Raw genomic sequence first — 23,768 nt, 5'->3', positions numbered from 1 at the left:
GCGGCACGCTGTCGGCATGGACGCACCCTTTCCCGGATCGGTCTTCCTCGGCATGAGCGTCGACGGGTTCATCGCCCGGCTCGACGGCACGCTCTCCTTCCTCGACGGCGCCGACGCGCCCGACGGCGGCGGCGCACCCGACCGGGGCGGCGACGCCCCCACCCCGGACGACGGCGAGGGCGGCGACTTCGGCTTCGGCGAGTTCGTCTCCTCGGTCGACGCCCTCGTCATGGGCCGCAGCACCTACGAGTTCATCGCCCCGTTCGCGGAGTGGCCGTACCAGGGCCGGCCGGTGCACGTGCTCAGCACGACCCTCCCGGCCGACGCCGACGGGAGGATCACCGTGCACCGCTCGCTGGAGGACGCGGTGGCGGCGCTGGCCGGGTGCCGCCGGGTCTACGTCGACGGCGGCCGGACGGTGCACGCCTTCCTGCGCGCCGGGCTGATCGCGGACCTCACGCTCTCGCGGGTGCCCGTGCTCATCGGCACCGGGCTCACCCCGTTCGGCGAGCTGGCCGCCGACATCCCGCTGGAGCACGTCGGCACGAGGTCGTTCGCCGGCGGCATGGTGCAGAGCACCTACCGGGTGCGTCGCTGACTCAGCTCGCGGGGACGTCCACGGCGATCTCCCCGCCCAGCTTCGCGCCGAGCAACAGCTCGAGGTGGTCCTCCGACGCGAACGTGCCTGGGTCGTACCAGTTCTGCGGGCGGGAGGCGGGCAGCAGCCCCATCGCGGTGTAGGTCGCCGCGACCAGCTCCGCGCAGTACACCGCCTCGGCCGAGGTGCGCCGGCGCAGCCGCCCCCGGATCCAGCCCGAGGCCAGCCCGCGGGTGGTCGGGAACGGCTTGCCGTCCAGCCGGGCGATGGTGCGCAGCACGGCGTCCTCCATCTCCGGGGTCACGCCGCCGTCGTCGGCCACGCCGACCAGCTGGCGCAGCCACGCGCGCTGGCCGTACTTCTGCCGCCAGGTCAGCACGGCGTCGCGCAGGTCGTGCAGCTGCACCCCGCGCTGGTGCTCCCCGGTCCAGACATCCGGCAGCGAGCGACCCAGCTCGGCGTGCCAGAGCAGCGGCGGCAGGTCCTCGATCACCACCGCCATCCCGACGTGGTTGACCGGGGCGTTGGTCACCGTCCGGATGGCCCGGTCGGCCACCGAGGAGCCGCGGAAGATCCAGACGTCACCGGTGCGGGTCTGGTCGACCGCCTCGTCGAGGGAGAGCGTGGGCACGAGGCGCTACGTTACGGACGTGCGCCCCTGGAAGCTGCTCGGACTGGCCGGCCTGGCCGGTGTCGCCGCGACCGGTGCCGTGGTCGCCCGCAACGAGCGGCAGCGCCGGGCACTCACCCCGGACGACGTGCGCACCCGGCTGCACGAGCGGCACGCCGCGCTCTCCGTCCTCCCGGACCCGGAGCCGCAGCCGACGACCGGGGAGCTCGTCGCCGGCCGCAGCCACCGGGTGGCGCGGCTGCTCCGTCGTCGCTGAGGTGATCCCTGCGGCTGACCTGGTTTGACCCCGTCCCGTCACGTGCAGGGAGCCTCTGTGGCTGCCGACGGGTCCCAGCAGCGCCGGGAGACCTCGGAGCTGATGGGCTTCACCGACACGACCGGCGACCTCGAGCTCCGCGAGAGCGTGGGCGAGCGGCTGATGGGCGCCCTCCTGGACCGGGCGCACCTCATCCCTCCGCGCCTGGTCGGGCCGCTCGTCGCCCAGGAGCTCCAGCACGCCGGCGCGAGCGACGTGAGCATCCACCTGCAGGACCTCGACCAGGTGAGCCTGCAGGTGGTGGCGGGCCCCGGCCTGACCGGCGCCAGCGAGCGCATCGACTCCAGCACCGTCGGCCGGGCGTTCTCGACCGACGAACCGATCGAGGTGGAGGTGGCCGGCGGGACCCGGCTGCACCTGCCGATGCTCGACGGGTCCGACCGGGTCGGCGTCCTCTCCTTCACGCTGCCGACGCTGGGCGAGCACGACCGGCGCCTCGCGCAGCGCGTCGCGGGACTGGTCGCCGACCTCGTCGTGACGAAGAACGCCTACACCGACACCTTCTCGCACGTGCGCGAGCGGCAGGACCTCGGGCTCGCCGCGCAGCTGCAGCGCCAGAGCCTGCCGCCGCTGGCGATGACGACGCCGGACGTGGACCTCTCCGGCGCGCTCGAGCCCGCCTACGAGGTGGGCGGCGACAGCTTCGACTACGCCCTGAACGAGCACGTGCTGCACCTGCTGGTGCTGGACGCGATGGGGCACGGCCTGGAGGCGGCGACGATGGCCACCGTCGTCCTGGCCACCTACCGGCACGGCCGGCGCCGGGACCTGTCCCTGGCCGAGCTGTACGACGAGGCGGACCGCGCGGTGGCGGCCACCTTCCCCGGTCGCTTCGCCACCGCCCACCTCGGTCGGCTGGACACCCGGACCGGGGAATTGACCTGGGTCAACGCGGGTCACCCTCCGGCGCTCTGGGTGCGCGACGGCCGGGTGATCGGTGAGCTCACCGGGCCGGTCAGCCGTCCCATCGGGTTCGGCACCGGAGAGCCGCGGGTCCTGTCCCAGCGCCTCGAGCAGGGCGACCGGCTGCTCTTCTTCACCGACGGCGTGGTCGAGGAGCGGCTGGCCGGTGGCGAGCAGTTCGGCGAGAAGCGGCTGCGCGAGGTGCTGGAGCAGACCAGCGTCGAAGGCCTGCCCGCCGCCGAGACGGTGCGCCGGCTCTCGCACGCGCTGACGGCGGCCCGCAGCGGCCGGACCAGCGACGACGCCTCGCTGCTGCTCGTGGAGTGGAAGGCGCCACCCCGGGACGACGAACTCTCGCCGGACATCCCGGAGTCGCGGCCCGGCGGTGACGGCTGACGCGAACGGTACCGCCCGGTCCGATCGATCGGCCCGACCGGTGTGCCCCGCCCGCGCCCGGGTAGTTCCAGCGGACCCATCGTCCACAGCTCTGGAGCCCCCATGGCCCGCAACACTCTCTCCCGCACGCTGCACGACGTCGGACTCTCCGCCTGGTTCGGCGGCACGCTGGCCAACGCGGTCGCCCTGAACGCCGCCGCGGGCGAGGCCGACACGGACTCCGGCACCGGACGCGTCGCCAACGCCGGCTGGGACCGGTGGACCCCGGTCAACGCCGCCGCCATCGGTGCGCACCTCGTCGGCAGCGTCGGTCAGCTGCGCGCGAACAGGCAGCGGGTGGCCGCCCAGCAGGGCGTCGCCGGAATGTCCACCCTCAAGACCCTGGTCACGGCTGCGGCCCTCGGCGCCACCGCGTACAGCCGAGTGCTGGGCCAGCGCGTCTCGGCCGCCGGGGCGGTGCCGTCGAAGTCGGGCACCAAGCCGAGCAAGCGGACGAAGCTGGCCCAGGCCGACGTCGCCGCCGCGCAGCAGCAGCTGGACACCCTGCAGTGGGTCATCCCGGCGCTGACCGGCGTGCTCGTCGCGATCAGCTCCTACGCCGGCGAGCAGCAGCGCCCCGGAGAGGTGGCCCGCGGCCTGTCGCAGGTCTGACTGCCGCTCAGCCGGGCAGTGCGGCCTCGTCCTTGAGCGCCACACCGGAGGCACCCAGCTCCCGGGCGCCGGCCAGCAGCGACGCGACCGTCCGTGCCGCCTGGTCGTAGCCCAGCCCGTGCGGCGGGCGGACGTTGGAGACGCAGTTCCGCTCCGCGTCCACCCGCCCCGGTCGCGGCTCCCAGGTCAGGTAGGCCCCCAGCGAGTCCGCCGACGACAATCCCGGCCGCTCCCCGATCAGCACGACGACGGCGCGCACCCCGAGCGCCGCACCGATCGCGTCGCCCAGCCCGACGCGCGCCTGGTGGGCCAGCACCAGCGGCGCCACCGACCAGCCGTCCAGCCGTTCCCGGAGCGCGGCGACCAGGCCGGGCGCGTGGTCGTGCACGGCCCGCGGGGAGAGCCCGTCGGCGAGCACGATGCCCAGGTCGTCGCCGGTCGCGGGCAGCTCGGTGCCCTCGGCCAGCCGCCGGCCGAGGTCGGGTCGCTGGAGGTACTCGGCGCGGTCCGCGGCGGCCGAGCGCACCTCCACGACGTCGCCGTCGCCGAGCGCCGCCCGCACCGCGGCCGGGTCCAGGGCGGTGTGCACCGCGTCGCGGGCGACGGCGTGCGCCAGCCGGAACTCCAGCTCCCGCGTCGTCGGCAGCCCGTCCCCGGCCCGGCCGAGCGCCACCCGGGCCCGCGTCGCCCCGCGCAGCACCGCCCACGGGTCGGGCTCGACGGTGCTCACGACGTCGCCGCCGCGAGCAGCGCCCGGGCCGCGGGCGCGTCGGGGGCCAGCTCGCGCACCCGGCCGTCGTCGCCCAGCAGGTCCATCCGCGCCAGCCACGCCTCGAACTCCGGCGCCGGCCGCAGCCCCAGCACCTGCCGGGTGGTGAGGACGTCGGAGAACGACAGCGACTGGTAGTGCAGCATCACGTCGTCCGAGCCCGGGACGGCGATGACGAACGAGCAGCCCGCGGCCCCGAGCAGCAGCATGAGCGCGTCGGTGTCGTCGGCGTCGACCTCGGCGTGGTTGGTGTAGCAGACGTCGACGCCCATCGGCAGGCCGAGCAGCTTGCCGCAGAAGTGGTCCTCGAGCCCGGCCCGCGCCACCTGCTTGCCGTCGTAGAGGTACTCCGGGCCGATGAACCCGACGACGGTGTTCACCAGCAGCGGCTCGAAGTGCCGGGCCACCGCGTACGCGCGGCACTCCAGGGTCTGCTGGTCGACCGGCCGCCCACCCACACCCAGGTGCGCCCCGGCCGACAGCGCCGAGCCCTGCCCCGTCTCGAAGTAGGTGACGTTGCGGCCCACCGTGCCCCGGCCCAGCTCCAGCGCACCGGCCCGCGCCTCGGCGAGCAGGTCGAGGGTCACGCCGAACCCGCGGTTGGCCCCCTGCGTGCCGCCGACCGACTGGAAGACCAGGTCCACCGGCGCGCCCTTCTCCAGCGCGCGCAGCGTCGTCGTCACGTGCGCGAGGACGCAGGACTGCGTCGGGATCCCGTACCGGGAGATCACCGCGTCGAGCAGCTCCAGCAGCGCGATCGTCTGCGCCGGCGAGTCGGTGGCCGGGTTGATGCCGATGACGGCGTCGCCGCTCCCGTGCAGCAGCCCGTCGAGCACCGACGCCGTCACGCCGAGCGGGTCGTCGGTCGGGTGGTTGGGCTGCAGCCGGGAGGCCAGCCGGCCGGGCAGCCCGATGGTCGAGCGCAGCCCGGTGACCACGCGGGCGCGGCGGCCCACGGCGATCAGGTCGGCGTTGCGCATCAGCTTCGACGTCGCCGCGACCATCTCCGGCGTGAGCCCGGGTGCGAGCGCGCTGATCGCCGGCTCGTCGCCCTCGGCCGCCCAGGCGAGCAGCCGGTCGCGGAACTCGCCCACGGTCAGCGAGGCGACCGGCGCGAACGCGGCCGCATCGTGGGTGTCCAGGATCAGCCGCGTGACGTCGTCCTCCTCGTAGCCGACCACCTGCTCCTCGAGGAAGGTGGCCAGCGGCAGGTCGGCGAGCACCGTCTGGGCCGCCACCCGCTCGGCCGCGGACTCCGCGGCGCAGCCGGCGAGCACGTCGCCGGACCGCGCGGGGGTGGCCTTCGCCATGAGCTCGACCAGCGACGGGAACTCGACGGTGTGCCCGCCCAGGGTCGTCCGCCGGATCGTCACCGGACCTCCTCGTCGGCGACGGCCAGCAGCTCGAACTCCTCCTCGGGCGCGGACGCCACGAGGTGGTGCCGGCTGTAGACGGCGAAGTAGCCGAGGAAGAGCGCGTACGCGCCGAGCGTCCACAGCGCCGCCTCGACGTCGACGAGGAACGTCGCCACGACCGCCGCCGCGGCGAGCACCAGCGCCACGCCCGTCGTCGCCACCCCGCCCGGCGTCCGGTACGGCCGGGCCAGCTCGGGCTCCCGCCGGCGCAGCACGATGTGGCTGACCATCATCAGCACGTAGGAGACCGTCGCCCCGAAGACGGCCATGTTGAGCAGCATCGCGCCCTGGCCGGTCAGCGAGAGCGCGAACCCGATCGCGCCGGGCACGAGCAGCGCCAGCACCGGCGCCTTGCGGCTGTTGGTCACCGACAGCTGCCGCGGCAGGTAGCCGGCCCGGGACAGCGCGAAGGTCTGCCGTGAGTAGGCGTAGATGATCGAGAAGAAGCTCGCGACCAGGCCGAAGAGCCCCGCGTAGTTGACGACGTCGGAGAGGGCGTCGGGCGCCCCGGCGACCTCCAGCGCCTCGACCGGCGGGTTGCCGCTGGCCGACATCGCCTCCGAGCCGCCGGCGCCGGAGGTGAACACCAGCATGAGGACGGCGAGCACGAGCAGCACGCCCATCGCGGCGGTGATGCCCCGCGGCAGGGCGCGGGCCGGGTCGCGCGCCTCCTCCGACGCCAGCGGCACGCACTCCACGGCGAGGAAGAACCAGATGGCGAAGGGGAAGGCCGCCCAGACGCCCATCCACCCGTAGGGCAGGAAGTCCGAGGCGCCGGCGGCATCGGTCTGCGCGATGTCGAGCAGGTTCGAGGAGTCGAACGCCGGGATCGCCCCGATCAGGTAGAGCACCAGCCCCGCGACGGCGACCGCGGCGATCGCCATCATCACCTTGAGCGCCTCGCCGACGCCCATGAGGTGCACGCCGATGAACAGCGCGTACGCGGCCAGGTAGACCCACCAGCCGTCGGTGATGCCGAACAGGCCGAGCGACTCGACGTAGGCGCCGATGAAGGTGGCGATCGCGGCCGGGGCGATCGCGTACTCGATGAGCACCGCGACCCCGGTGGCGTAGCCGCCCCACGGGCCCAGCGCCCGCCGGGCGAAGGTGTAGCCGCCACCGGCAGTCGGCAGCGCGGAGCCGAGCTCGGCCAGCCCCAGCACCATCGACCCGTACATCACCGCCATGAGGACGACGGCGACGAGCAACCCGCCGAACCCGCCCTCGGCCAGGCCGAAGTTCCACCCGGCGTAGTCGCCGGAGATGACCGCGGCCACGCCCAGCCCGGCGAGCAGCACCCAGCCGGCGGTGCCGGTGCGCAGCTGCCGCTCCTGCAGGTAGCCGGCCTCCACCGCCTCGGCCTCGACCCCCGCGTGGTGGTGGGGAGCGGACCGGGCGGTGGGTTCGGCGGTCATGGCGGGCCTCTCCGGTCAGCCCCCCGCGGTCGGGGACGCCAGCCTGGACCCGCCCGGCGGGGTCGGGCAACGGGCTGCGACGTCCTGGAACGCAGAGTTCACCGGCGCGTCGCACGCGCCGCTCAGAGGCTGCGCCAGCGCCCCTCGGTGGCGTTGCCCGAGGGCTTGGACTCCAGCACGTTCCCGGCCGTCGGCGGGGTCTCCTCCTTCGACACCGCCAGCTGCTGGAGCAGCGGTCCGACGAGCACGTCGTAGAGCCCGGGCAGCAGCCGGAACCCCGCGGTGACGACGGGGTTGAGCACCCCGGCCTGCACCACGCGGCGCGGCCGGTCCAGCGTGGTGAGCACCCGGCGGGCGACCCGGAACGGCGAGTAGACCGGGGGTGGCGGCCGGCCCGTGTTGCCGGTCCACGACGCCGCCTGGCTGTAGATGGGGGTGTTCACACCGCCGGGCTGCACGATCGAGATGGAGATGCCGGGCTCGTCGCGGGTCTCCAGCTGCAGCGTGCGGACCAGGCCGAGCTGGCCCCACTTGGCGGCGACGTAGCTCCCCATCGTGGGCGCGGTGACGTTGCCGAGCAGTGAGTTGACGACGGCCAGGTGCCCGGCCTTCTGCTCCCTGAAGACGGGGAGGACCACGCGGGCCAGGTTGGCGGTGCCGTGCAGCGCCGTGTCGACGACGGTCTCGTACACCTCGCGCGGCACGTCCTCGATCCGGCCGTAGGCCATCACCTGCGCGGAGTGCACGACCACGTCGAGCCGGCCGAACCGGCCGGTCGCCGCGGTGACCGCCGCGCGCACCTGGTCCTCGTCGGTGACGTCGCCGGCGCAGACCACGACCTGGGCCGCTCCGGCTGCCCGCATCTCGGCGGCGGCCTCCTCGAGGGAACCGCGGTCGCGGGACATCAGCACCAGCTGCGCGCCCCGCCCGGCCAGCTCCAGGCCGGTGGCACGGCCGATGCCGCTGGAGGCGCCGGTGACCAGGACGGTCAGCGGTGCGTCGTCGGATGGGATCGGCATGGGGACGTCTCAGCTCCTCGGCTGGGGTGGTGCGTCCGCGCAGGGCTACCCCCGCCTCCGCCGGGTCAACCCGCGGCCTCGTCCAGGCGGGCCAGCAGCCAGCCCGGCCCGGTGACGGCGACCGTGCCGGGCAGCCGCGCGCGCAGCCCCCGGTCTGCGGTCACCGCCAGCACGGGCCGGCCGGCCGCGGCGAGCGCGGCCGCCTCGGCGGCGAGGGCGTCGTCGCCGCTGCCGGCCGCGCGCACCACCTCGACCGCCGGCGGGCCGGCCGCCTCGCGTGCCCGCCCCTCGACGACGGCGACCACCGCGGTGCACGTCAGCGGCCCGCCGTCCGGGCCGGTCACCGTGCGCCCGACGAGCCCGCCGAGCCGTTCGAGCAGGCGGGTCGCCGCGCCCGCGCGGTCGCGCCACCACCCGTCGGGGCGCGCGCCGACGACGTTGGCCGCGTCGACCAGGAGCACCGTCATGCCGCCTCCGTCCTGTTCGCCCGTCCGGGGGACGTGCGGCCCCGTGCCGTTTGGCTGCCGCCCGCGGGGCAACCCGCAGTGCCGTCCGGGGGGATCGACGCACGTGTCCTGCGAGGAGACACCATGACCGGCTCCACGACGTCCGGTACCGAGCCCACCCTGCCCGAGCGCGAGCAGACCCGCGTCCAGCCCGCGCCGGAGGCGGCCCCTCGGCACGCCGCTCCCCCGTCGGTCCAGGAGACCGTCGCCGCCCAGCGCGCCTCCTTCGGCGGCATCCGGTGGGGATCGGCGTTCTTCGGCTGGCTGTCGGCCAACGGCCTCGCCGTCCTGCTGCTCGCCGCCCTCGGCGCCGCCGGGGTCGCCCTCGGGCTCGCCTCGGGGGTCGACTCCGCCGACGACGCCGCCGAGCAGGCGGCCACGATCGGGCTCGGCGGCGCGATCGCCGCGCTCGTCGTCCTGTTCCTCGCCTACCTGGCCGGTGGGTACGTCGCGGGCCGGATGGCCCGGTTCGACGGCGCCCGCCAGGGGTTCGCGGTCTGGCTCATCGGCCTGGTCGTCGTGCTCGTGCTCGCGGGTGCCGGCGCGGTCGCGGGTGCCCAGTACAACGTGCTCCAGCAGCTCGACCTGCCGCGCATCCCGATCGAGGAGGGCACCGCCACCACCGGCGCGCTCATCACCCTCGGCGCCGTCCTGGTGGCCACGCTGCTGGCCGCGGTGCTGGGCGGGAAGCTCGGCGACCGGTACCACCGCACGGTGGACCGCGCGGGCTTCCCGGGCTGACGCCGCGCTCCTACGCTCGCGGCCATGTGCCGGAACATCCGCCCGCTCTCCAACTTCGAGCCACCGGCGACCGACGACGAGATCCGTGCCGCGGCCCTGCAGTACGTCCGCAAGATCAGCGGCACGACGAAGCCGTCCCGCGCCAACGCCGAGGCGTTCGACCGCGCCGTCGAGGAGATCGCCGAGGTCTCCGCGCGGCTGCTCGGATCGCTGGTGACGACGGCCCCGCCCAAGGACCGCGAGGTCGAGGCGGCGAAGGCCCGCGAGCGGGCGGTGCTGCGCTACGGCACCTGACGTCCGGGCGCGGCGGGAATGCCCGGGTACCGACGCAGCTTGACCCGCGCATGACCACCTCCGCCGTCACCGGCGCCACCGGGCACCTGGGCCGTCTCGCCGTCTCCGCGCTCCTCGACCGCGGCGTTCCCGCGGGCGACGTCGTGGCCGTCGTCCGGGACCCCGCGAAGGTCGCGGACCTCGCCGCCCGTGGCGTCCAGGTGCGGGTCGCCGACTACGGCGACCCGGCAGCCGTGAAGGCCGCGCTCACCGGCGTCGACCGGCTGCTCTTCGTCTCGGGCAGCGAGGCCGGGCAGCGCGAGGCCCAGCACCGCACCGTCGTGGAGGCCGCGCAGGCCACCGGCGTGCGGCGGATCGCGTACACGAGCATCGCCCGCGCGGACACCAACAGCACCCCGCTGGCCGTCGAGCACCGGTTCACCGAGGAGCTGCTGCGCGCCTCCGGCATCGACTCGGTGCTGCTGCGCAACAGCTGGTACGTCGAGAACTACACCGCCCAGCTGCCGCAGTACCGGGCGACCGGCGCGATCGTCGGCGCCGCCGGCGAGGGCCGGGTGGCCGCGGCGCCCCGCGCCGACTACGCCGAGGCGGCCGTCGCCGCTCTGCTGGCCGACTCCCCCGCCTCGGCGACCTACGAGCTGGGCGGCCCGGCGTTCACCATGTCCGAGCTGGCCGCCGTGCTCGGCGACGTCACCGGCACCGACCTCGCCTACCGCGACCTCTCCCCCGCCGACTTCGAGGCCGGGTTGCTGGCCGCCGGTCTCGACCAGGGGACGGCGGGCTTCGTGCTCGCCCTCGAACTGGCCACGGCCGCGGGCGAGCTCGACGTCCCGGCCACCGACCTCGAGCGGCTGCTCGGCCGGCCGGCCACCGACCTGCGCACCGCGCTGACCACCCTCGTCGGCTGACCCGGCGGAAAGGTCGCGCACAACGGGAGTGACCGGCGGCGGGCCCGGGTACCTCCTGCCCTCGTGACGACGACCTCCGCGCCCACCGCTCCCACCGGCGGCGCGACCCGCTGCCCCGACTGCACCGACGGGCTGGGCCGCCCCCGCGAGGTGCGGCCCGGCTCGTTCCGCGCGCGGGTGCACGCCAACCGCCAGGTCGCCCTGACCTGGCGGATCGGCGTGTTCGTGATGGGCCTGCTGTGCGTGGCCCTCGGGGTGGCGCTGGCCGTGCTGCCCGGCCCGCTGACCATCCCGCCGGTCCTGCTGGGCCTGTGGGTGTGGTCGACGGAGTTCGCCTGGGCCCGGCGGTTCTTCGACACCTTCCGCCGCAAGGCCACCGACGCGTGGGCGCACGCCCGGCAGCACCCGGCCACCTCCCTGGCCGTCACCGTCGGCGGCCTGGCCGCGGCCGGCGCGGCGTTCTGGGCGGTCGGCCACTTCGAGCTGGTGGATCAGGCGACGACGGCCCTGGGCCGGTAGGCCGGCGCGAGGAGGACCAGGTGGCCCAGGACGGCGAGACCCGGCAGGAGCGGGTCAACCGCGAGCTCATGGAGCTGCTCAACGAGCTCCGGGTGGCTCTGCCCGGTGTCCAGTTCCTCTTCGCCTTCCTGCTCGTCGTGCCCTTCTCCGCGGGGGTCGACGAGCTGACCGACTTCCACCGCGACGGTGTACCTGGTCGCCCTCGTCGCGGCCGCGGTCGCCACGGCCCTCCTCATCGCGCCCGCCGCGCAGCACCGGGTGCTGTTCCGGCAGAAGGACAAGGAGGCGCTGCTGCACCGCAGCAACCGCTCCGCCTTCGCCGGGCTGGTGGTGCTCGCCGTCGCCGTCTGCTCCGCGCTGCTGCTGGTCGTCGACGTCCTGTTCGACCGGACCATGGCCTGGGTGGTGTCGGCCGGCGTGGCGGCGCTGCTCGCGTGGTGGTGGCTCGCCGTCCCGCTGTGGCTGCGGTCCCGCAAGGAGCAGGACGACCCGGGGAGCTGACCCGCCCCGGACGCGGATGAGGCGGTGCGGCGACCGCAGATGGCCGGCCGTCGGGGCTCCGGTACCAATGGGGCATGACGTCCTCCTCCGGCGACCCCGTCCTGCGCCGGGCCCGGTTCGCCGAGCTGTCCCCGTCCGAGGTGTACCGGTTGCTCCGGCTGCGGGTCGACGTCTTCGTCGTGGAGCAGGCCTGCCCGTATCCCGAGCTGGACGGCCGCGACCTGGAGCCGGGCACCGAGCACCTGTGGTTCGAGACCGCCGACGGCGAGGTCGCGGCGCTGATCCGGGTCCTGGAGGACGGGGGGAGCCGGGCGGTCGGCCGGGTCGTCACCGCGCCGGCCTTCCGCGGCCAGGGGCTCGCCGCCCGGCTGATCGAGCTCGCGGTCGCCGACCACGGCGACGGCCCGATGACGCTCGGCGCCCAGGCGCACCTGGAGTCCTGGTACGAGCAGTTCGGCTTCCGGCGCAGCGGCCCGGGCTACGACGAGGACGGCATCCCGCACGTGCCCATGCGCCGCGAGCCGGCCTGAGCCCGGGGCGGGGGATCCGCCGGGTGCCGGCGAGCACGTCGCTCCCGTGCTCCGGGTCCAGGTGGGGGCTCTCGCGCGGCCGCCGCCCACCCCCCACGAGCCGGCACCACCGCGACCCGCCACGATGCCCGGGTGGACGACGCGACCGCACTCCGCGCGGCGGCCGACCGGCTCGAGCAGCTGGCGGCCCGCACGACATCCGGCGACTGGCGCCCGGCCGGGCTGCTGGCGTCCCGACCCGAGGTCGTCGCGCACCTGCCGGACGGCGGCACCGAGCACGTGGCCGAGGCGCGGGCTGCGTCGGCGGCGTGGATCACGGCGCTCTCCCCCGCTGTCGCCGGGCCGCTGGCCGGGGTGCTGCGCGCCGCCGCGGAACGCGACCCGGTCGACCCCGCCGCCGTCGCCCTCGCCCGGGCCCTCCTCGACCGCCTGCCCCGTCCAGGGCACGGCCGGTCGTCGCCTAGCCTCGGGCCGTGACGGCGACCCGGGAGACCGACGCGCCCGCGACGCCGCGGCAGGCCGACCGCGGCCCGTCGCCGCGCTGGTCCCTCGCCGAGCTCCTGCCGCCGGCGCTGGTGCTGGCGCTCGGGATCCTGCTGCTGCTCCCCGGGCACGGGCTCTGGTTCGACGAGCTGTTCACCGCCGAGGTGGGCCGCCGGCCGCTCGGCGAGATCCTGGCCGCCATCCGGGACGGCGAGGGCGTGACCAGCTACCTCGCCGGCGTCCCCCCGTCGTACAACGCGCCGTACTACGTGGTCGTGCACGCGTGGATGTCCGTGCCCGGCCTCGGCAGCGACACCGCGCTCCGCGTGCTGTCCCTCGTCGCCACCGCCGGCGGCCTCGCCCTGGCCACCCGCGCCGTCGCCCGGCTGGGCGGCACCGCCACCGGCGTCCTCGCCGGGCTGCTCATGGCGGCCGGCCCCCTGCTGCTCCAGCAGTCGGTCGAGGCCCGCAGCTACGGGCTGGCCGTGCTGGCGACCGGGGCGACGGCGCTCGGCCTCGTCCGGTGGCTGCAGGAGCCGCCGCGGGGGCTGCTGCTGCTCGGGCTCGCCGGCGCGGGCATGGGGCTGGCCCACTGGTACGCCGTGACCGTGCTGGCGGCCTTCGTCGTCGCCGCGGTGGTGCTGCGCGGGCGCCGGGCGCTGCCGGTCGTCCTGGTGGGGGCGGCGGCCGCACTGCCCGTCGGCCTGCTGGTCGGCGTCAACCTGCTCAACGGCACGGGGTCGCGCAACGCCGAGCACCTCCGGGACACCGACGGCCGCCTGCTGGGCTACGCCGTCGAGGCCTGGGCCGGCGGGCGCACCCCCCTGCTGTGGCTCGTCGTCGGACTGGCGGTGGTGGGTGCGGTGCGGGGCACCCGCGAGCTGCGGGTGCTCGGGCTGGCGTGGACCTGCGTCCCGCTGCTGCTCCTGGTGGGCGCCGAGCTGCTCCGGCCCGTCTACCACCCGCGGTACCTCCTGGCCGGGCTGCTCGGGCTCGCCGTCTTGGCGGCGGTCGGGGCCCTGGCCGTGCCGCGCGTGGGACGGGCGCCGTTGGCGGCGGTGCTGCTGGTGTGCGCGCTGCTCGCCAGCACCCCGCTGCTCGATCGCGAGCCCCGCGAGCGCGCCGACGACCTCGTGCGCGCCCTCGCCGCGGCCCAGGTCGCCGGCGAGCCGGTGGTCGCCGCCGACCAGCGCTCGGCGATCGGGCTGGACCACTACGTGCGGGTGCTCGCGCCACGGCTGCGCGCCGACCTGGTCCTGCCGCCGGACGATGCCCCGGCCGACGCGGACCGGGTCTGGCTGGTCCGGCGGCTCATCGACGGCGTACCCGAGCCCACCGACGACGACGAGATCCTGCGTGCCGCCGGGCTCCGGCTGGGCGACGAGCAGGACTTCCGCGGCACGCAGACCCGGCTGGTGCTGCAGCGCTGGGAGGCCGGCACCTGACCGGTCGGGTCAGCGACGGGCCAGCAGCGCCCAGTGCAGCGACCGGGCCGACTGGCGCAGCCGCGTGCGGGTCGTCCAGGCCGACCGGCCCTCGGGGCGGGTGTCCCGCTCGACGGGGAGGCTCGCGACCGGCCGCCGGGCCGCGGCGACCGCCAGCACCACGCTGGGGGCACCGCCGTCGCGCACCGCGGTGACGACGGCGTCCCGCACGGCCCGGTCCATGGCGAAGAAGGCGCCGGCGTCGGCCGGCAGGCCGGTGAGCCGGGCCGCGACCCACCGGTGCAGGCCGCCGGTGAGCCGCCGGGCCGCCGACTCGTAGCGCCCCCGCCGGCCGGCGAAGACCGCGGCGACGTCCCCCCGGGCCAGCCGGTCCAGCAGCAGCGGCACGGCCTCCGGCGGGTCCTGGAGGTCGGCGTCCAGGACGACCCAGGCTTCGGCCGACCCCTCGTCGGCCAGGCCGCGGGCGAGCGCCGCGTGCTGGCCGCCGTTGACCGCGAGGACGGTGACGCCGATGCGGGGGTCCTCCGCCTCCAGGGCGGCCGCGACGGCGGCGCTGCCGTCCGGCGAGGCGTCGACGACCAGCCGCAGCCGCCAGTCCCGGCCCACCAGCGCACCGGCCAGCCGCTCCGCCAGCGGGCGCAGGGTGGCCTCGTTCCCGTACACCGGCGCGACGACGGCGACCCGCGTGCTCACGAGCGCGCCCAGGTGCGGGCCAGCCCCTCGGCGAGGTCGACGGTCGGTGCCCACCCGAGCTGCCGCCGCGCGGCGGTCGGGTCGCAGACCCAGTCGGCGGTGTCCCAGTGCCGGCCCGGGTGCGCGCCGGGCGCCGTGGCGATCGGCCGGCCGGTCACGCGGGCGGCGGTCTCGACGAGCTCCTCGGTGCTGGTCTGCACCCCGGTCCCGATGTTGAGGACGACGCCCGGCGGCAGGTCCTCCCGGCCGGCGGCACGCAGGCACGCGTCCACCACGTCGCCGACCCACACCCAGTCCCGCCGGCTGACGTGCGCGGGCAGCGCCACGGTGCCCCCGGTGCGGGCCGCCTCGAGGACGACCGGGACCAGCCGCGTCGGGTGGTCGCCGGGGCCGTAAACCTGGAAGGCGCGGAGCACCACCGCGCGGATCCCGCGCTCGGCCGCGGCGGCCTGCAGCAGCAGGGACCCGGCGGCCTTCGTCGCGCCGAAGAAGCCCCTCGGCTCGAGGGCGGCCCGCTCGGTCAGCGGCGCGGGCGAGGCGGCGTACTCCGTGGAGGAGCCCAGCCGGACCACCGTGCGGCACCGGTCGGGCAGCGCGTCCACCAGCCAGGGGCTGGTGTTCACCGCCACCGTCGCGGCCCGCTCCGCAGCGGTCGCCTTCGCGCGGCCGGCGGCCAGCGAGAACACCACGTCGGGATCCGCGGCCCGCACTGCCGCCGCGGCGGCGACGGGGTCGGCGAGGTCGACCTGCTCGCGGCCCAACGGCGCGACGTCCCAGCCGTCGAGCTGCAGCCGCCGGACGAGGTGCCGGCCGACGAAGCCGCCGGCACCGGTGACGACGGCCCTCACGCGGGCGGGGCCGACGCCAGCGCGAGCGGCCGCCCGTCGACGGCCTCGACGAACCGGGACCGGTTCTCGGCGACGGCCGCCGGGGCGCTGCCGCGGAGCTCGGCGAGGGATCCGAGCAGCCGCGGGACCTCGGTGAACGGGTCCCGCCCGGCCATGTCGGCGGTGAAGGACCGCCGGAGGAAGGTGAACTCGGTGCCGGTCCGGACGAGCTCGGCGGCGAGCAGGTCCGCGCTCACCGGGAACCCGCCGCCGGGCAGCGTCAGGCCGCCCACGCCGAACGGCTGGCTGACCGTCGCCGCCCGCACGGCCTCGACGGTGCCGTCGACGAGGGGGCGGAACAGCTCGGTGGACCGGCGGTCGATGCGCAGGTCGTTGAGCCCCACGTAGATCCGCGACAGCGGCCGGCGGGCCAGGTCGACCGCCCGGTCGACGGCGTGCTGCGTCTCGACGAGGATGCCGAGACCGCACCGGCCCGCGACCACGTCGAGCGTCCGGTCCACCTCCTCGACCGTGCGGACCATCGGCAGCAGGATCTCGTCCGCGCCGCGTGCGACGGCGTCGTCCACCTCGTCGGGCGTCCAGGGGCCGTAGCCGTTGATCCGGCACACGAGCAGCCCGTCGACAGCGGACCGCATGCGGGTCAGGTCCTCGGGGGTGTCCTCGTTGATCTGCGTGTTCTCGCCGAGGCTGGCGTCGCGCCTTCCCCCGCCGTTCCCAGTCGACGACGATGCCGGCTGCTCCGGCGGCGACCACGTCGCGCCCCCAGGACGGGTCGACGGTGAAGAGGAGGAGATCCACGGGACGTGAGCTTAGGCTCTCCTAATCCCCGGTCCCGGCAGGGGTGCGGCGCGGTGCGGCGCAGACGTCAGGCCGGCACCGACGTCGGCTGCCCGGTGCCCACCGACGTCGGGAAGGCCAGCGCCGAGCCCCGCACGGTCACCGCCACCTGCGCACCGGCCGCGGGCAGGTCGGCGCCGTCCAGCCGGGCGGTCACGGCCGTGCCGTCGGGGAGGGTGAGCCCGACCCGGGCGTCGTGGCCGTAGAAGTCGACCGCGCCCACGAGGGCCAGGAGCTCCCCCGGCACCGGGCCCGGGGCCGACAGTCGGAGCTGCTCCGGCCGCAGCAGCACCCGCGCCGGGCCGTCCGCGGGCGCCCCGTCGACCGGCACGGGCCCGAGGGCGCAGTGCGCCGTCCCCGCGCGGAGGTCGGCGGTGAGCACGACCGCCTCGCCCACGAAGGTGGCCACGTCGAGGTCCTGCGGGCTGCGGTAGAGGGTCTGCGGATCGGTCAGCTGCACCAGCCGGCCCTCGCGCAGCACGGCCACCTGGTCGGCCATCGACAGCGCCTCGGCCTGGTCGTGGGTGACCAGCACCGCGGTGGCGCCGGTGGCGTCCAGGGCGGTGGCGACGGCGGCGCGGGTCTCCTCGCGCAGCGCGGCGTCGAGGGAGGAGAACGGCTCGTCGAGCAGCACCAGGGAGGGCGCCGGTGCGAGCGCCCGGGCGAGCGCCACGCGCTGCTGCTGGCCACCGGAGAGCTGGTGCGGGGAGCGGGCCGCGAGCGCTGCGTCCAGCCCGACGATCTCGAGCAGCGACCGGATCCGGCCCCCGTCGCGGCGTTCGTGCCGGGGCAGACCGAACCCGATGTTGCCCGCCACCGTGAGGTGCGGGAAGAGACCGCCCTCCTGCGGCACGAAGCCGATGCCGCGGCGGCGGGCGGGCACACCGCGCCCGGGTCCACCGGCGACCACGCGGTCGCCGACGGCGACGGTGCCGGAGTCCGGGTCGTCGAAGCCGGCGACCAGCCGCAGCAGCGTGGTCTTGCCGCACCCGGAGGGCCCGAGCAGCGCGGTGAGGGTTCCGGTCGGCACGTGCAGGTCGACCCCCCGGAGGACGGGGGTGGCGCCGAAGGCCTTGGTCAGGCCGGTGACGGTCAGGGAGCTCATGGGGTCAGTCCTCGTCGGGCGTCTCGGGACAGGAGGACGGTCGCCGGCGCCGAGAGCAGCACCATGACCACCGCGTAGGGCGCTGCCGCGCCGTAGTCGAGGGCGCTGCTCGCCGACCAGAACGCCGTCGCCAGCGTCGTCGTCCCGGTGGGGGCCAGCAGCAGCGTGGCGGTCAGCTCCGTGACGACCGCCAGGAAGACGAGCGCCGCACCCGCGCCGATGCCCGGGGCGAGCAGCGGCAGGGTCACCCGCCGCAGCCGCGCCGGCGCCGAGGCGCCGAGGGAGGCCGCGACGTCGTCGTAGAGGGCCGGGGACTGCTCGACCGCGGAGCGCACGGTGACGATCGCGCGGGGCAGGAACAGGATCGCGTAGGCGACCAGCAGCACCGGCACCGTCTGGTAGAGCCAGGGCGTAGCCCGGATGCTGAGGGTCACCAGCGCCAGGCCGACGACGATGCCGGGCACCGAGCTGCCGACGTAGGTGCTGCGCTCCAGCAGGGTCGAGACGCGGCCCCGGGCCCGGACGGCGAGCCAGCCCGTGGGCAGCGCCATCGCGGTGGTCAGCGCCGCCGCCACCGCGGCCAGGGCGAGCGTCGTCCCCGTGGTGGTCAGCAGCGCCGCGCCGTCCAGGGCCGCACCGGCCCCGCGGGCCACCCAGTAGCCGAGGCTGCCCAGCGGCACGACGAGCGAGAGACCGACGAGGACGGCGAGCCCGCCGAGCGCCGGCGGCGTGAGGCGGCCCAGGCGCACCGGCCGGACCGGACGCGGGGCACCCCGGCCGGCGCGGGCGTAGCCCCGGTGCCCGCGCAGCCGGATCTCGGCGAGCAGCAGGACCAGGCAGAGGACGACGAGGACGCCGGCCAGCATCGTGGCGCCCGGTCCGTTGAACGTGGCGCGGTACTGGTCGTAGATCGCGGTCGTGAACGTCGGGTAGCGGAGCATCTGCAGCGCGCCGAACTCGGCGAGCAGGTGCAGGGCCACCAGGAGGCTGCCGCCGAGCAGGGCGACCCGCAGCTGCGGCAACTGGACCCGGAGGAAGACCGACCACGTCGAGAGCCCCAGCCCCCGGGCGGTCTCCTCGAGCGCGGGGTCCAGCCCGCGGAAGGCCGCGGCCAGCGGTAGGTACACGAAGGGGAAGTAGGACAGGCTGACGACGAGCAGCGCGCCGGCGTAGGTGTCCAGGCCGGGCAGCAGCGAGACCCACGCGTAGCTGTTCACGAAGGCCGGCACGGCCAGCGGGGCGACCAGCAGCACGTGCCAGACGCGCCGGCCCGGGACCGAGGTGCGCTCGACCAGCCAGGCGGCTCCCAGGCCCAGCACGGCGCAGACGAGCACCGTGCCGGCCACCAGCCGGACGGTGTTCCAGAGCAGCTCCCCCACCCGGGGCCGGAGGACGAGCTCGCGGATGCCGGCCCAGCCGAGGTCCACGCAGTACCAGGCGATGTAGCCCAGCGGCAGCAGCGCCAGCGCGGCGACGGCGACGGCCAGCGCCAGGGTCACCGGCGACCGGCGCAGCCGGCGGCGGGGCGATGCCGACGCCCGCGAGCCCCGGGCCGCCGGGAGGACCGGCGCCCCGGGGCCCGGGCCCGGCAGCGGAGGAGCGGTCAGAGCAGGCCCGCTTCCTGCATCAGCCGGGTGACCAGCGGGGCGTCGAGCGCCCCGGGGTCGACGGCGGGTGCCTGGAGGTCGGCCAGGGGCGGCAGGGCGTCGGCCGACGCCACCCCCACACCGACCGCGTACTCGAGCGCGCTGCTGTCGGCCAGCCGCTCCTGGGCCTGACTGCTGGTCAGCCACTCGACCAGCCGCTGTGCGTCGTCCTTCTGGTCGGAGGAGGCGAGCACGCCGGCTCCGGAGACGCTGACGAAGGCGCCGGGGTCCTGATGGCGGAACCAGTGCAGCCGGGCGTCGTCGCCGATGAGGCCGTTCTGCGCCTGGTCGCGGAACCAGTAGTAGTGGTAGGTGATGCCGAGGGGGACCTCGCCCTCGTCGACGGCCTTCATGATCGCGGTGTTGCTGGCGTAGACCTCCGCGTTGCGCTGCAGGCCCTCCAGCCAGGCGCGCGTCGCGTCCTCGCCCTCCAGCGCGAGCACCGCGCTGACGATCGCCTGGAAGTCCGCACCGCCGGAGGCGATCGCGACCCGCCCCTCCCAGGCGGGGTCGGCCAGGTCGAGCATCGAGGCCGGCAGCTCGTCCTCGGCGATCTCGGCCGGGTTGTAGATCAGCGCGGTCGAGCGGGCGGCGAAGCCGACCCAGTTGCCCGACCCCGGCCGGTAGGCCGCCTCCACCTGGTCCAGCGTCGCCTGGTCGACCGGCTCGAGGAGGCCCTCGTCGTCGACGACGTCGATCGCCGGGCTGTTCTCGGTGAGGAAGACGTCGGCCGGGGAGGCGTCGCCCTCCTGGACGATCTGGTTGGCCAGCTCGGAGTCGTTGGCGTCGCGGAACTCCAGCTCGATGCCGGTCTCGTCGGTGAAGCCCTCGAGCATCGTGCGGACCAGGCTCTCGTGCTGCGCGCTGTACACGGTCAGCGTGTCGGCCCCCGACGCCTCCGACTCGCCGCAGCCCGCGAGGGCGGCGACGACGGCGGCAGCAGTCAACAGCCCGGGGAGCGCCCGGCGCGGCGTGGTCACGGACGTGGTCCTCCTGCATCGGCTCCGCACCCCGCCGGTAGGCAAGGCACACCTAAGGATAGGCACGGCCGGGGGCGCGCCGGTCGGGCGCGGTCGCGGGTCCGGCGCCGGCCGGGAGTTCGCTCAGGCGCCGGGCGGCACCGCCCGTGCCCCGCAGTCGGCGGCGCGGCCGAGCAGGAGGGCGCGCTCGCGCTCGTTGCGCGTCAGCCCCGCGGCCCGCTGGAACTCGCCCCGGGCCTCCTCGGCCCGGCCCAGGGACACCAGCAGGTCCCCGCGGACGGCGGGCAGCAGGTGGTACCCGCTCATCGCCGGGACGTCGAGCAACGCGTCGACCAGCTCCAACCCCGCCGCCGGCCCGTACGCGCGCGACACCGCCACCGCTCGGTTGAGCTCCACCACCGGTGAGGGGGTGAGCGCGGCGAGCGCCTCGTACGACCCGGCGATCGCCGCCCAGTCGGTCTCCTCGACGCTGTGCGCCCGGGCGTGGCAGGCCGCGATCTCCGCCTGCAGCGCGTAGGGGCCGAGGCCGCCCCGCGCCGTCCCGTGCGCCCGGTCCAGCGCCGCCAGCCCTCGGGTGACCAGCACGCGGTCCCACCGGCTGCGGTCCTGGTCGGCGAGCAGCACCGACGCGCCGTCCGGTCCGGTGCGCGCGGCCAGCCGGGAGGCCTGCAGCTCCAGGAGGGCGACCAGGCCGTGCACCTCGGACTCCTCCGGCACCAGCCCGGCCAGGATGCGCCCGAGCCGCATCGCCTCCGCGCAGAGCGCCGGCCGGACGAGGTCCTCCCCCGCCGTCGCCGCGTACCCCTCGTTGAAGACCAGGTAGAGCACCTCGAGCACCGAGGAGAGCCGGTCGGCGAAGTCCGGGCCGGTGGGCATCTCGAACGGCACCCGAGCGGCGGTCAGGGTCCGCTTCGCCCGCACGATCCGCTGCGCCAGCGTCGTCTCCGGGACGAGGAAGGCGCGCGCGATCTCCTCCGTGGTCAGCCCGCCGACCAGCCGCAGGGTGAGCGCCACCCGGGCCTCGCGCGAGAGCACCGGGTGGCAGGCGATGAACACCAGCCGCAGGACGTCGTCCTCCACGACCTCGTCGAGCGCGGCGGCCCAGTCCTCCTCGGCGCCCTCCTCCTGCACCAGCCCGCGCCCCAGCTCCTCGGTCTTGCGGCGCAGGTTCTGCGCCCGCCGGAAGGTGTCGACCGCCCGGTGCTTGGCGGTGGCCATGAGCCACGCCCCGGGCCGCGCCGGGACGCCGGTCCCCGGCCACTGCTCCAGCGCCGCGACCAGCGCGTCCTGGGCCAGCTCCTCGGCCAGCCCGACGTCGCCGGTGACGCGGGTCAGGGCGCCGACGATGCGGGCCGACTCCATGCGCCAGACGGCGTCGACGACGCGGTGCAGGTCCGCGGCCGTCGACGCCGTCCCGGGGGTGCTCACGCCTGGCGCTGGGCGTTCTGCTCCCGGAGCTGGTTCTCCTTCTCCTGCAGCTCGGGGGTGAACGCCTCGCCGAAGTCCTCCGCGACGGAGAACGGGCGGATCTCCAGCTCACCGCCGCGGAACGGCGCCTTGCGGGCCCACTCCACGGCCTCCTCCTTGGAGGACACGTCGAAGATCCAGTAGCCCGAGACGAGCTCCTTGGTCTCGGTGAACGGGCCGTCGACGACGGTGGCCTCGCCCTTGTCGTCGAACCGCACGCGGGCGCCGTGGGAACTGGGCCGCAGCCCGTCGCCGTCGAGCATGACGCCGGCCTTGACCAGCTCCTCGTTGTAGGCGCCCATCGCCTCGAGCATCTCCTGGCTGGGCAGCGCGCCCCGCTCGCTGTCCTCGGTCGCCTTGACGATCACCATGAAGCGCATCGGAGTTCTCCCTTGTCGGCGGAGGTGGAGGCCGGTCCCGGTGGGCCGGCGCGAGCTCCCCTCCACCCTTCCGTCGATCGGGCGCGGGCGGGATCGACACGGCGCGCGAACTTTTTTCCGACCCGACCCCGCCGCCCCCGTTCTGCCCGCCTCCTCGGGGGCAGAAAGGGCCGTTTCTGCCCCAGGGGCGGTGATCCCGGGCCGCCCGCGGCCGGAGCCGGCGGGCGACCCGGACCGATCAGACCGGGCCGGCGCAGTAGATGGTGCCGGGCCTCGGTGAGCATGTCGCCCTCCCAGAGCACGTACTCGGTCGTGTCGACGAAGTCGACGCAGAGGTCCTCGACGGGAGCCTCCTCGAAGTCCTTGTAGGTCATCTCCTGCTCGTCGATGCCGATGATCTTGAACTCGGCCTCCTTCGAGTCGCAGTCGACCGTCTCGTAGTCGGTGTCGCTGGTCGTCCTGATGCAGTCACCGACGTCCGAGGTGCCGGCACCGAAGACGCCCAGCACGCCGGCGCCGACCACACCGGCGACGGCGACGCCACCGGCGATGCCGAGCCACTTCTTCTTCGAGGACGGCCCCTGCGCGGCCGGCTGCTGCGCTGCCGGGTACTGGGGAGCCGGGTACTGGCCGACGGGCTGCTGCGGCGCCGGGTGCTGCGGAGCCGGGTTCTGGCCGGCGGGCTGCTGCGGCGCCGGGTCCTGGCCGGCGGGCCCGCCGGGGGTGGGGGCGTCGGGGCCGGGGACGGTCATGGGTGCTCCTGGGTGCTCCGGACGGTGGTGCAGGTCGCGGAGAGACTGCACGACGGCGCGCTGACCTGGGGCTTCCCCGTCGTCACGCCGGACTCGGTCCGATAACGAAGCGTTCCGGATGAACCGCGCGCCCCAGCGGCCCCGCGCCCCACCGGGCGCCCCGGCGCTGGAGAGCCGCTGACCCGGCCCCGGGGCACCCACCGGGGCCCTGCCTGCAAAAGCCCCCGGCGGAGGGATCCCGAGAACGCCGCGGACCGCTAACCTGGGAGAACCCGCACGGTTGCCACCGCTGCGGCCCCGTCCAGGAGGCACCCCGTTCCCGCTCAGCACGGACGATGCGCCGACGCCCACCTCGGTTGCCCCTGCCGGGGGGACGCGCGGATCCACCAGGACCGCGCCGCGGAGATCGCCGAGGCGCGATCCAAGGCGGGCGAGCAGGTCGAGTGCCCCGAGTGCGGCGGCCCGGCCACGCCCCTCCAGATCGTGACCTGGGGCCACTGCCGCCCCTGCCACACCGCCGACTCGCGCTCCATCCAGCCGCTGCGCTGGTGAGGCGGGGCCCGCTGGGCCTCAGCGGCCGGGGCGGGCCCCGGCCAGCTCGCGGGCGGCTGCCGCGGCGTCGTCCTCGAGCTGCTCGACCGATGCCAGGAAGGTGTCCCACGCCTGCTCCGGGGTGACGCCCAGCGCGGTGGCGATCTGCTCCCACGAGGCGCCGCCGCGCAGGGCCGCGCGGATGCCGACCAGCCGGCTGTCGTGCGCCTTGCGCGCCACGACCTCGCCGAGGGCGAGCAGCTCCAGGGACTCGTGCACGTCGAGCTGGGTGTCGGTGTCCTTGAGCGACGCCCAGGAATCGTCGTCGTCCCGGACGGTGTTGAGCGTGGTGTCGCCGTTGTCGCGGCGGCTGAGGAAATCGAGTCGGGTCGCGGCCGTGGTCAGCGAGAACTCCGCTGCCAGGGCCTCGGGGGTGATGCTCATACCGGGAGGTGTCCCCCGTCCCCGCGGTGTGGCAAACGGCTGGGG

The 23,768-nt window shown here is 75.8% G+C and carries 28 protein-coding genes and 1 pseudogene; 13 read left to right on the top strand and 16 right to left on the bottom strand.

Translation table 11 applies throughout. The features are described from left to right. Positions 1 to 16: 16 nt before the first annotated feature. On the top strand, positions 17 to 598 hold the full coding sequence (locus tag JKP76_RS11590) for a dihydrofolate reductase family protein (RefSeq protein WP_200490958.1): 582 nt from the start codon (positions 17 to 19) through the stop codon (positions 596 to 598). A gap of 1 nt (position 599) precedes the next feature. On the opposite strand, the gene JKP76_RS11585 is transcribed toward JKP76_RS11590, so the two are convergent. Continuing rightward, a complete protein-coding gene (locus tag JKP76_RS11585) occupies positions 600 to 1,229 on the bottom strand; it encodes a hypothetical protein (RefSeq protein ID WP_200490957.1) in 630 nt (209 codons plus the stop codon). A gap of 19 nt (positions 1,230 to 1,248) precedes the next feature. Here JKP76_RS11585 and JKP76_RS11580 point away from each other — a divergent pair, with 19 nt between their 5' ends. The 3 genes from JKP76_RS11580 to JKP76_RS11570 all read left to right on the top strand — a co-directional run bounded on the left by JKP76_RS11580 (position 1,249) and on the right by JKP76_RS11570 (position 3,495). Continuing rightward, a complete protein-coding gene (locus JKP76_RS11580; protein WP_200490956.1) occupies positions 1,249 to 1,485 on the top strand; it encodes a hypothetical protein in 237 nt (78 codons plus the stop codon). A 57-nt stretch (positions 1,486 to 1,542) separates the two neighbouring features. Continuing rightward, positions 1,543 to 2,844: a PP2C family protein-serine/threonine phosphatase gene (locus JKP76_RS11575; protein ID WP_309229792.1), complete on the top strand. Its 1,302-nt coding sequence runs from the start codon at positions 1,543 to 1,545 to the stop codon at positions 2,842 to 2,844. 102 nt (positions 2,845 to 2,946) lie between these two features. Continuing rightward, positions 2,947 to 3,495, top strand: coding sequence for a hypothetical protein (locus tag JKP76_RS11570; protein ID WP_200490955.1), 549 nt, complete (start codon positions 2,947 to 2,949; stop codon positions 3,493 to 3,495). Positions 3,496 to 3,502: 7 nt separating this feature from the next. Here the strand turns inward: JKP76_RS11570 and eutC are convergent, their stop codons facing one another. The 5 genes from eutC to JKP76_RS11545 form a co-directional block, all read right to left on the bottom strand. Beyond that, entirely contained in the window at positions 3,503 to 4,225 is a 723-nt protein-coding gene (gene eutC, locus JKP76_RS11565) for an ethanolamine ammonia-lyase subunit EutC (protein ID WP_200490954.1), read from the bottom strand. Beyond that, the gene (locus JKP76_RS11560; RefSeq protein WP_309230001.1) at positions 4,222 to 5,637 is read right to left on the bottom strand and encodes an ethanolamine ammonia-lyase subunit EutB; all 1,416 of its coding nucleotides are present in this window, start codon (positions 5,635 to 5,637) and stop codon (positions 4,222 to 4,224) included. Before JKP76_RS11560 ends, eutC begins: the two co-directional genes overlap by 4 nt. Beyond that, positions 5,634 to 7,094, bottom strand: coding sequence for an ethanolamine permease (gene eat, locus JKP76_RS11555; RefSeq protein ID WP_200490953.1), 1,461 nt, complete (start codon positions 7,092 to 7,094; stop codon positions 5,634 to 5,636). Before eat ends, JKP76_RS11560 begins: the two co-directional genes overlap by 4 nt. A 122-nt stretch (positions 7,095 to 7,216) precedes the next feature. After that, entirely contained in the window at positions 7,217 to 8,113 is an 897-nt protein-coding gene (locus JKP76_RS11550) for an SDR family oxidoreductase (RefSeq protein ID WP_200490952.1), read from the bottom strand. A gap of 65 nt (positions 8,114 to 8,178) precedes the next feature. Next, the gene (locus JKP76_RS11545) at positions 8,179 to 8,580 is read right to left on the bottom strand and encodes a hypothetical protein (protein WP_200490951.1); all 402 of its coding nucleotides are present in this window, start codon (positions 8,578 to 8,580) and stop codon (positions 8,179 to 8,181) included. 123 nt (positions 8,581 to 8,703) lie between these two features. Between JKP76_RS11545 and JKP76_RS11540 the strand changes: the two genes are divergently transcribed. The 9 genes and pseudogenes from JKP76_RS11540 (at position 8,704) to JKP76_RS11500 (ending at position 14,040) form a co-directional block, all read left to right on the top strand. After that, the gene (locus JKP76_RS11540) at positions 8,704 to 9,360 is read left to right on the top strand and encodes a hypothetical protein (RefSeq protein WP_242471274.1); all 657 of its coding nucleotides are present in this window, start codon (positions 8,704 to 8,706) and stop codon (positions 9,358 to 9,360) included. A 24-nt stretch (positions 9,361 to 9,384) separates the two neighbouring features. Beyond that, the gene (locus JKP76_RS11535) at positions 9,385 to 9,654 is read left to right on the top strand and encodes a DUF2277 domain-containing protein (RefSeq protein WP_200490950.1); all 270 of its coding nucleotides are present in this window, start codon (positions 9,385 to 9,387) and stop codon (positions 9,652 to 9,654) included. A gap of 50 nt (positions 9,655 to 9,704) precedes the next feature. Continuing rightward, entirely contained in the window at positions 9,705 to 10,562 is an 858-nt protein-coding gene (locus tag JKP76_RS11530; RefSeq protein ID WP_200490949.1) for an SDR family oxidoreductase, read from the top strand. A gap of 63 nt (positions 10,563 to 10,625) precedes the next feature. Beyond that, a complete protein-coding gene (locus JKP76_RS20930; RefSeq protein WP_200490948.1) occupies positions 10,626 to 11,081 on the top strand; it encodes a PGPGW domain-containing protein in 456 nt (151 codons plus the stop codon). 68 nt (positions 11,082 to 11,149) lie between these two features. Next, positions 11,150 to 11,203, top strand: a pseudogene (locus JKP76_RS24040) (hypothetical protein); the annotation flags it as partial. A gap of 64 nt (positions 11,204 to 11,267) precedes the next feature. Beyond that, positions 11,268 to 11,582 carry a DUF6328 family protein gene (locus tag JKP76_RS11515; protein ID WP_200490946.1) on the top strand — a complete coding sequence of 105 codons (315 nt, stop codon included), beginning with the start codon at positions 11,268 to 11,270 and terminating at the stop codon, positions 11,580 to 11,582. A 74-nt stretch (positions 11,583 to 11,656) separates the two neighbouring features. Continuing rightward, entirely contained in the window at positions 11,657 to 12,112 is a 456-nt protein-coding gene (locus JKP76_RS11510; protein WP_200490945.1) for a GNAT family N-acetyltransferase, read from the top strand. Positions 12,113 to 12,244: 132 nt separating this feature from the next. After that, on the top strand, positions 12,245 to 12,589 hold the full coding sequence (locus JKP76_RS11505; protein ID WP_200490944.1) for a hypothetical protein: 345 nt from the start codon (positions 12,245 to 12,247) through the stop codon (positions 12,587 to 12,589). Then, positions 12,586 to 14,040 carry a glycosyltransferase family 39 protein gene (locus JKP76_RS11500; RefSeq protein WP_200490943.1) on the top strand — a complete coding sequence of 485 codons (1,455 nt, stop codon included), beginning with the start codon at positions 12,586 to 12,588 and terminating at the stop codon, positions 14,038 to 14,040. Before JKP76_RS11505 ends, JKP76_RS11500 begins: the two co-directional genes overlap by 4 nt. A gap of 9 nt (positions 14,041 to 14,049) precedes the next feature. On the opposite strand, the gene JKP76_RS11495 is transcribed toward JKP76_RS11500, so the two are convergent. The 10 genes from JKP76_RS11495 to JKP76_RS11450 form a co-directional block, all read right to left on the bottom strand. Next, the gene (locus JKP76_RS11495) at positions 14,050 to 14,733 is read right to left on the bottom strand and encodes a glycosyltransferase (RefSeq protein WP_200490942.1); all 684 of its coding nucleotides are present in this window, start codon (positions 14,731 to 14,733) and stop codon (positions 14,050 to 14,052) included. Continuing rightward, positions 14,730 to 15,581 (bottom strand): NAD(P)-dependent oxidoreductase, encoded by an 852-nt coding sequence (locus JKP76_RS11490; protein WP_200490941.1) that lies wholly within the window; start codon positions 15,579 to 15,581, stop codon positions 14,730 to 14,732. Before JKP76_RS11490 ends, JKP76_RS11495 begins: the two co-directional genes overlap by 4 nt. Further along, on the bottom strand, positions 15,578 to 16,216 hold the full coding sequence (locus JKP76_RS11485) for an aldolase (RefSeq protein ID WP_242471273.1): 639 nt from the start codon (positions 16,214 to 16,216) through the stop codon (positions 15,578 to 15,580). Before JKP76_RS11485 ends, JKP76_RS11490 begins: the two co-directional genes overlap by 4 nt. 230 nt (positions 16,217 to 16,446) lie before the next feature. Next, a complete protein-coding gene (locus JKP76_RS11480; RefSeq protein ID WP_200490940.1) occupies positions 16,447 to 17,523 on the bottom strand; it encodes an ABC transporter ATP-binding protein in 1,077 nt (358 codons plus the stop codon). Then, on the bottom strand, positions 17,520 to 19,022 hold the full coding sequence (locus tag JKP76_RS11475; protein WP_200490939.1) for an iron ABC transporter permease: 1,503 nt from the start codon (positions 19,020 to 19,022) through the stop codon (positions 17,520 to 17,522). The genes JKP76_RS11480 and JKP76_RS11475 overlap by 4 nt, the downstream gene beginning before the upstream one ends. A gap of 104 nt (positions 19,023 to 19,126) precedes the next feature. After that, positions 19,127 to 20,149, bottom strand: a complete 1,023-nt coding sequence (locus JKP76_RS11470) for an iron ABC transporter substrate-binding protein (protein WP_200490938.1) — start codon at positions 20,147 to 20,149, stop codon at positions 19,127 to 19,129. Between the two features lie 123 nt (positions 20,150 to 20,272). Next, positions 20,273 to 21,577 (bottom strand): RNA polymerase sigma factor, encoded by a 1,305-nt coding sequence (locus JKP76_RS11465; protein WP_309232923.1) that lies wholly within the window; start codon positions 21,575 to 21,577, stop codon positions 20,273 to 20,275. Next, complete coding sequence (locus tag JKP76_RS11460; protein ID WP_200490937.1) at positions 21,574 to 21,996, bottom strand: YciI family protein; 423 nt, start codon at positions 21,994 to 21,996, stop codon at positions 21,574 to 21,576. Before JKP76_RS11460 ends, JKP76_RS11465 begins: the two co-directional genes overlap by 4 nt. Beyond that, positions 21,981 to 22,748, bottom strand: coding sequence for a hypothetical protein (locus tag JKP76_RS11455; protein WP_200490936.1), 768 nt, complete (start codon positions 22,746 to 22,748; stop codon positions 21,981 to 21,983). Before JKP76_RS11455 ends, JKP76_RS11460 begins: the two co-directional genes overlap by 16 nt. Positions 22,749 to 23,318: 570 nt before the next feature. Beyond that, a complete protein-coding gene (locus JKP76_RS11450) occupies positions 23,319 to 23,723 on the bottom strand; it encodes a hypothetical protein (protein WP_200490935.1) in 405 nt (134 codons plus the stop codon). Between the last annotated feature and the right edge of the window lie 45 nt (positions 23,724 to 23,768).

The organism is Blastococcus sp. TML/C7B (genome assembly GCF_016612845.1).
Classification (GTDB): domain Bacteria; phylum Actinomycetota; class Actinomycetes; order Mycobacteriales; family Geodermatophilaceae; genus Blastococcus.
The sequence above is the reverse complement of the archived record's forward strand: the minus strand, read 5'-3'. Positions and strand labels throughout refer to the sequence as shown.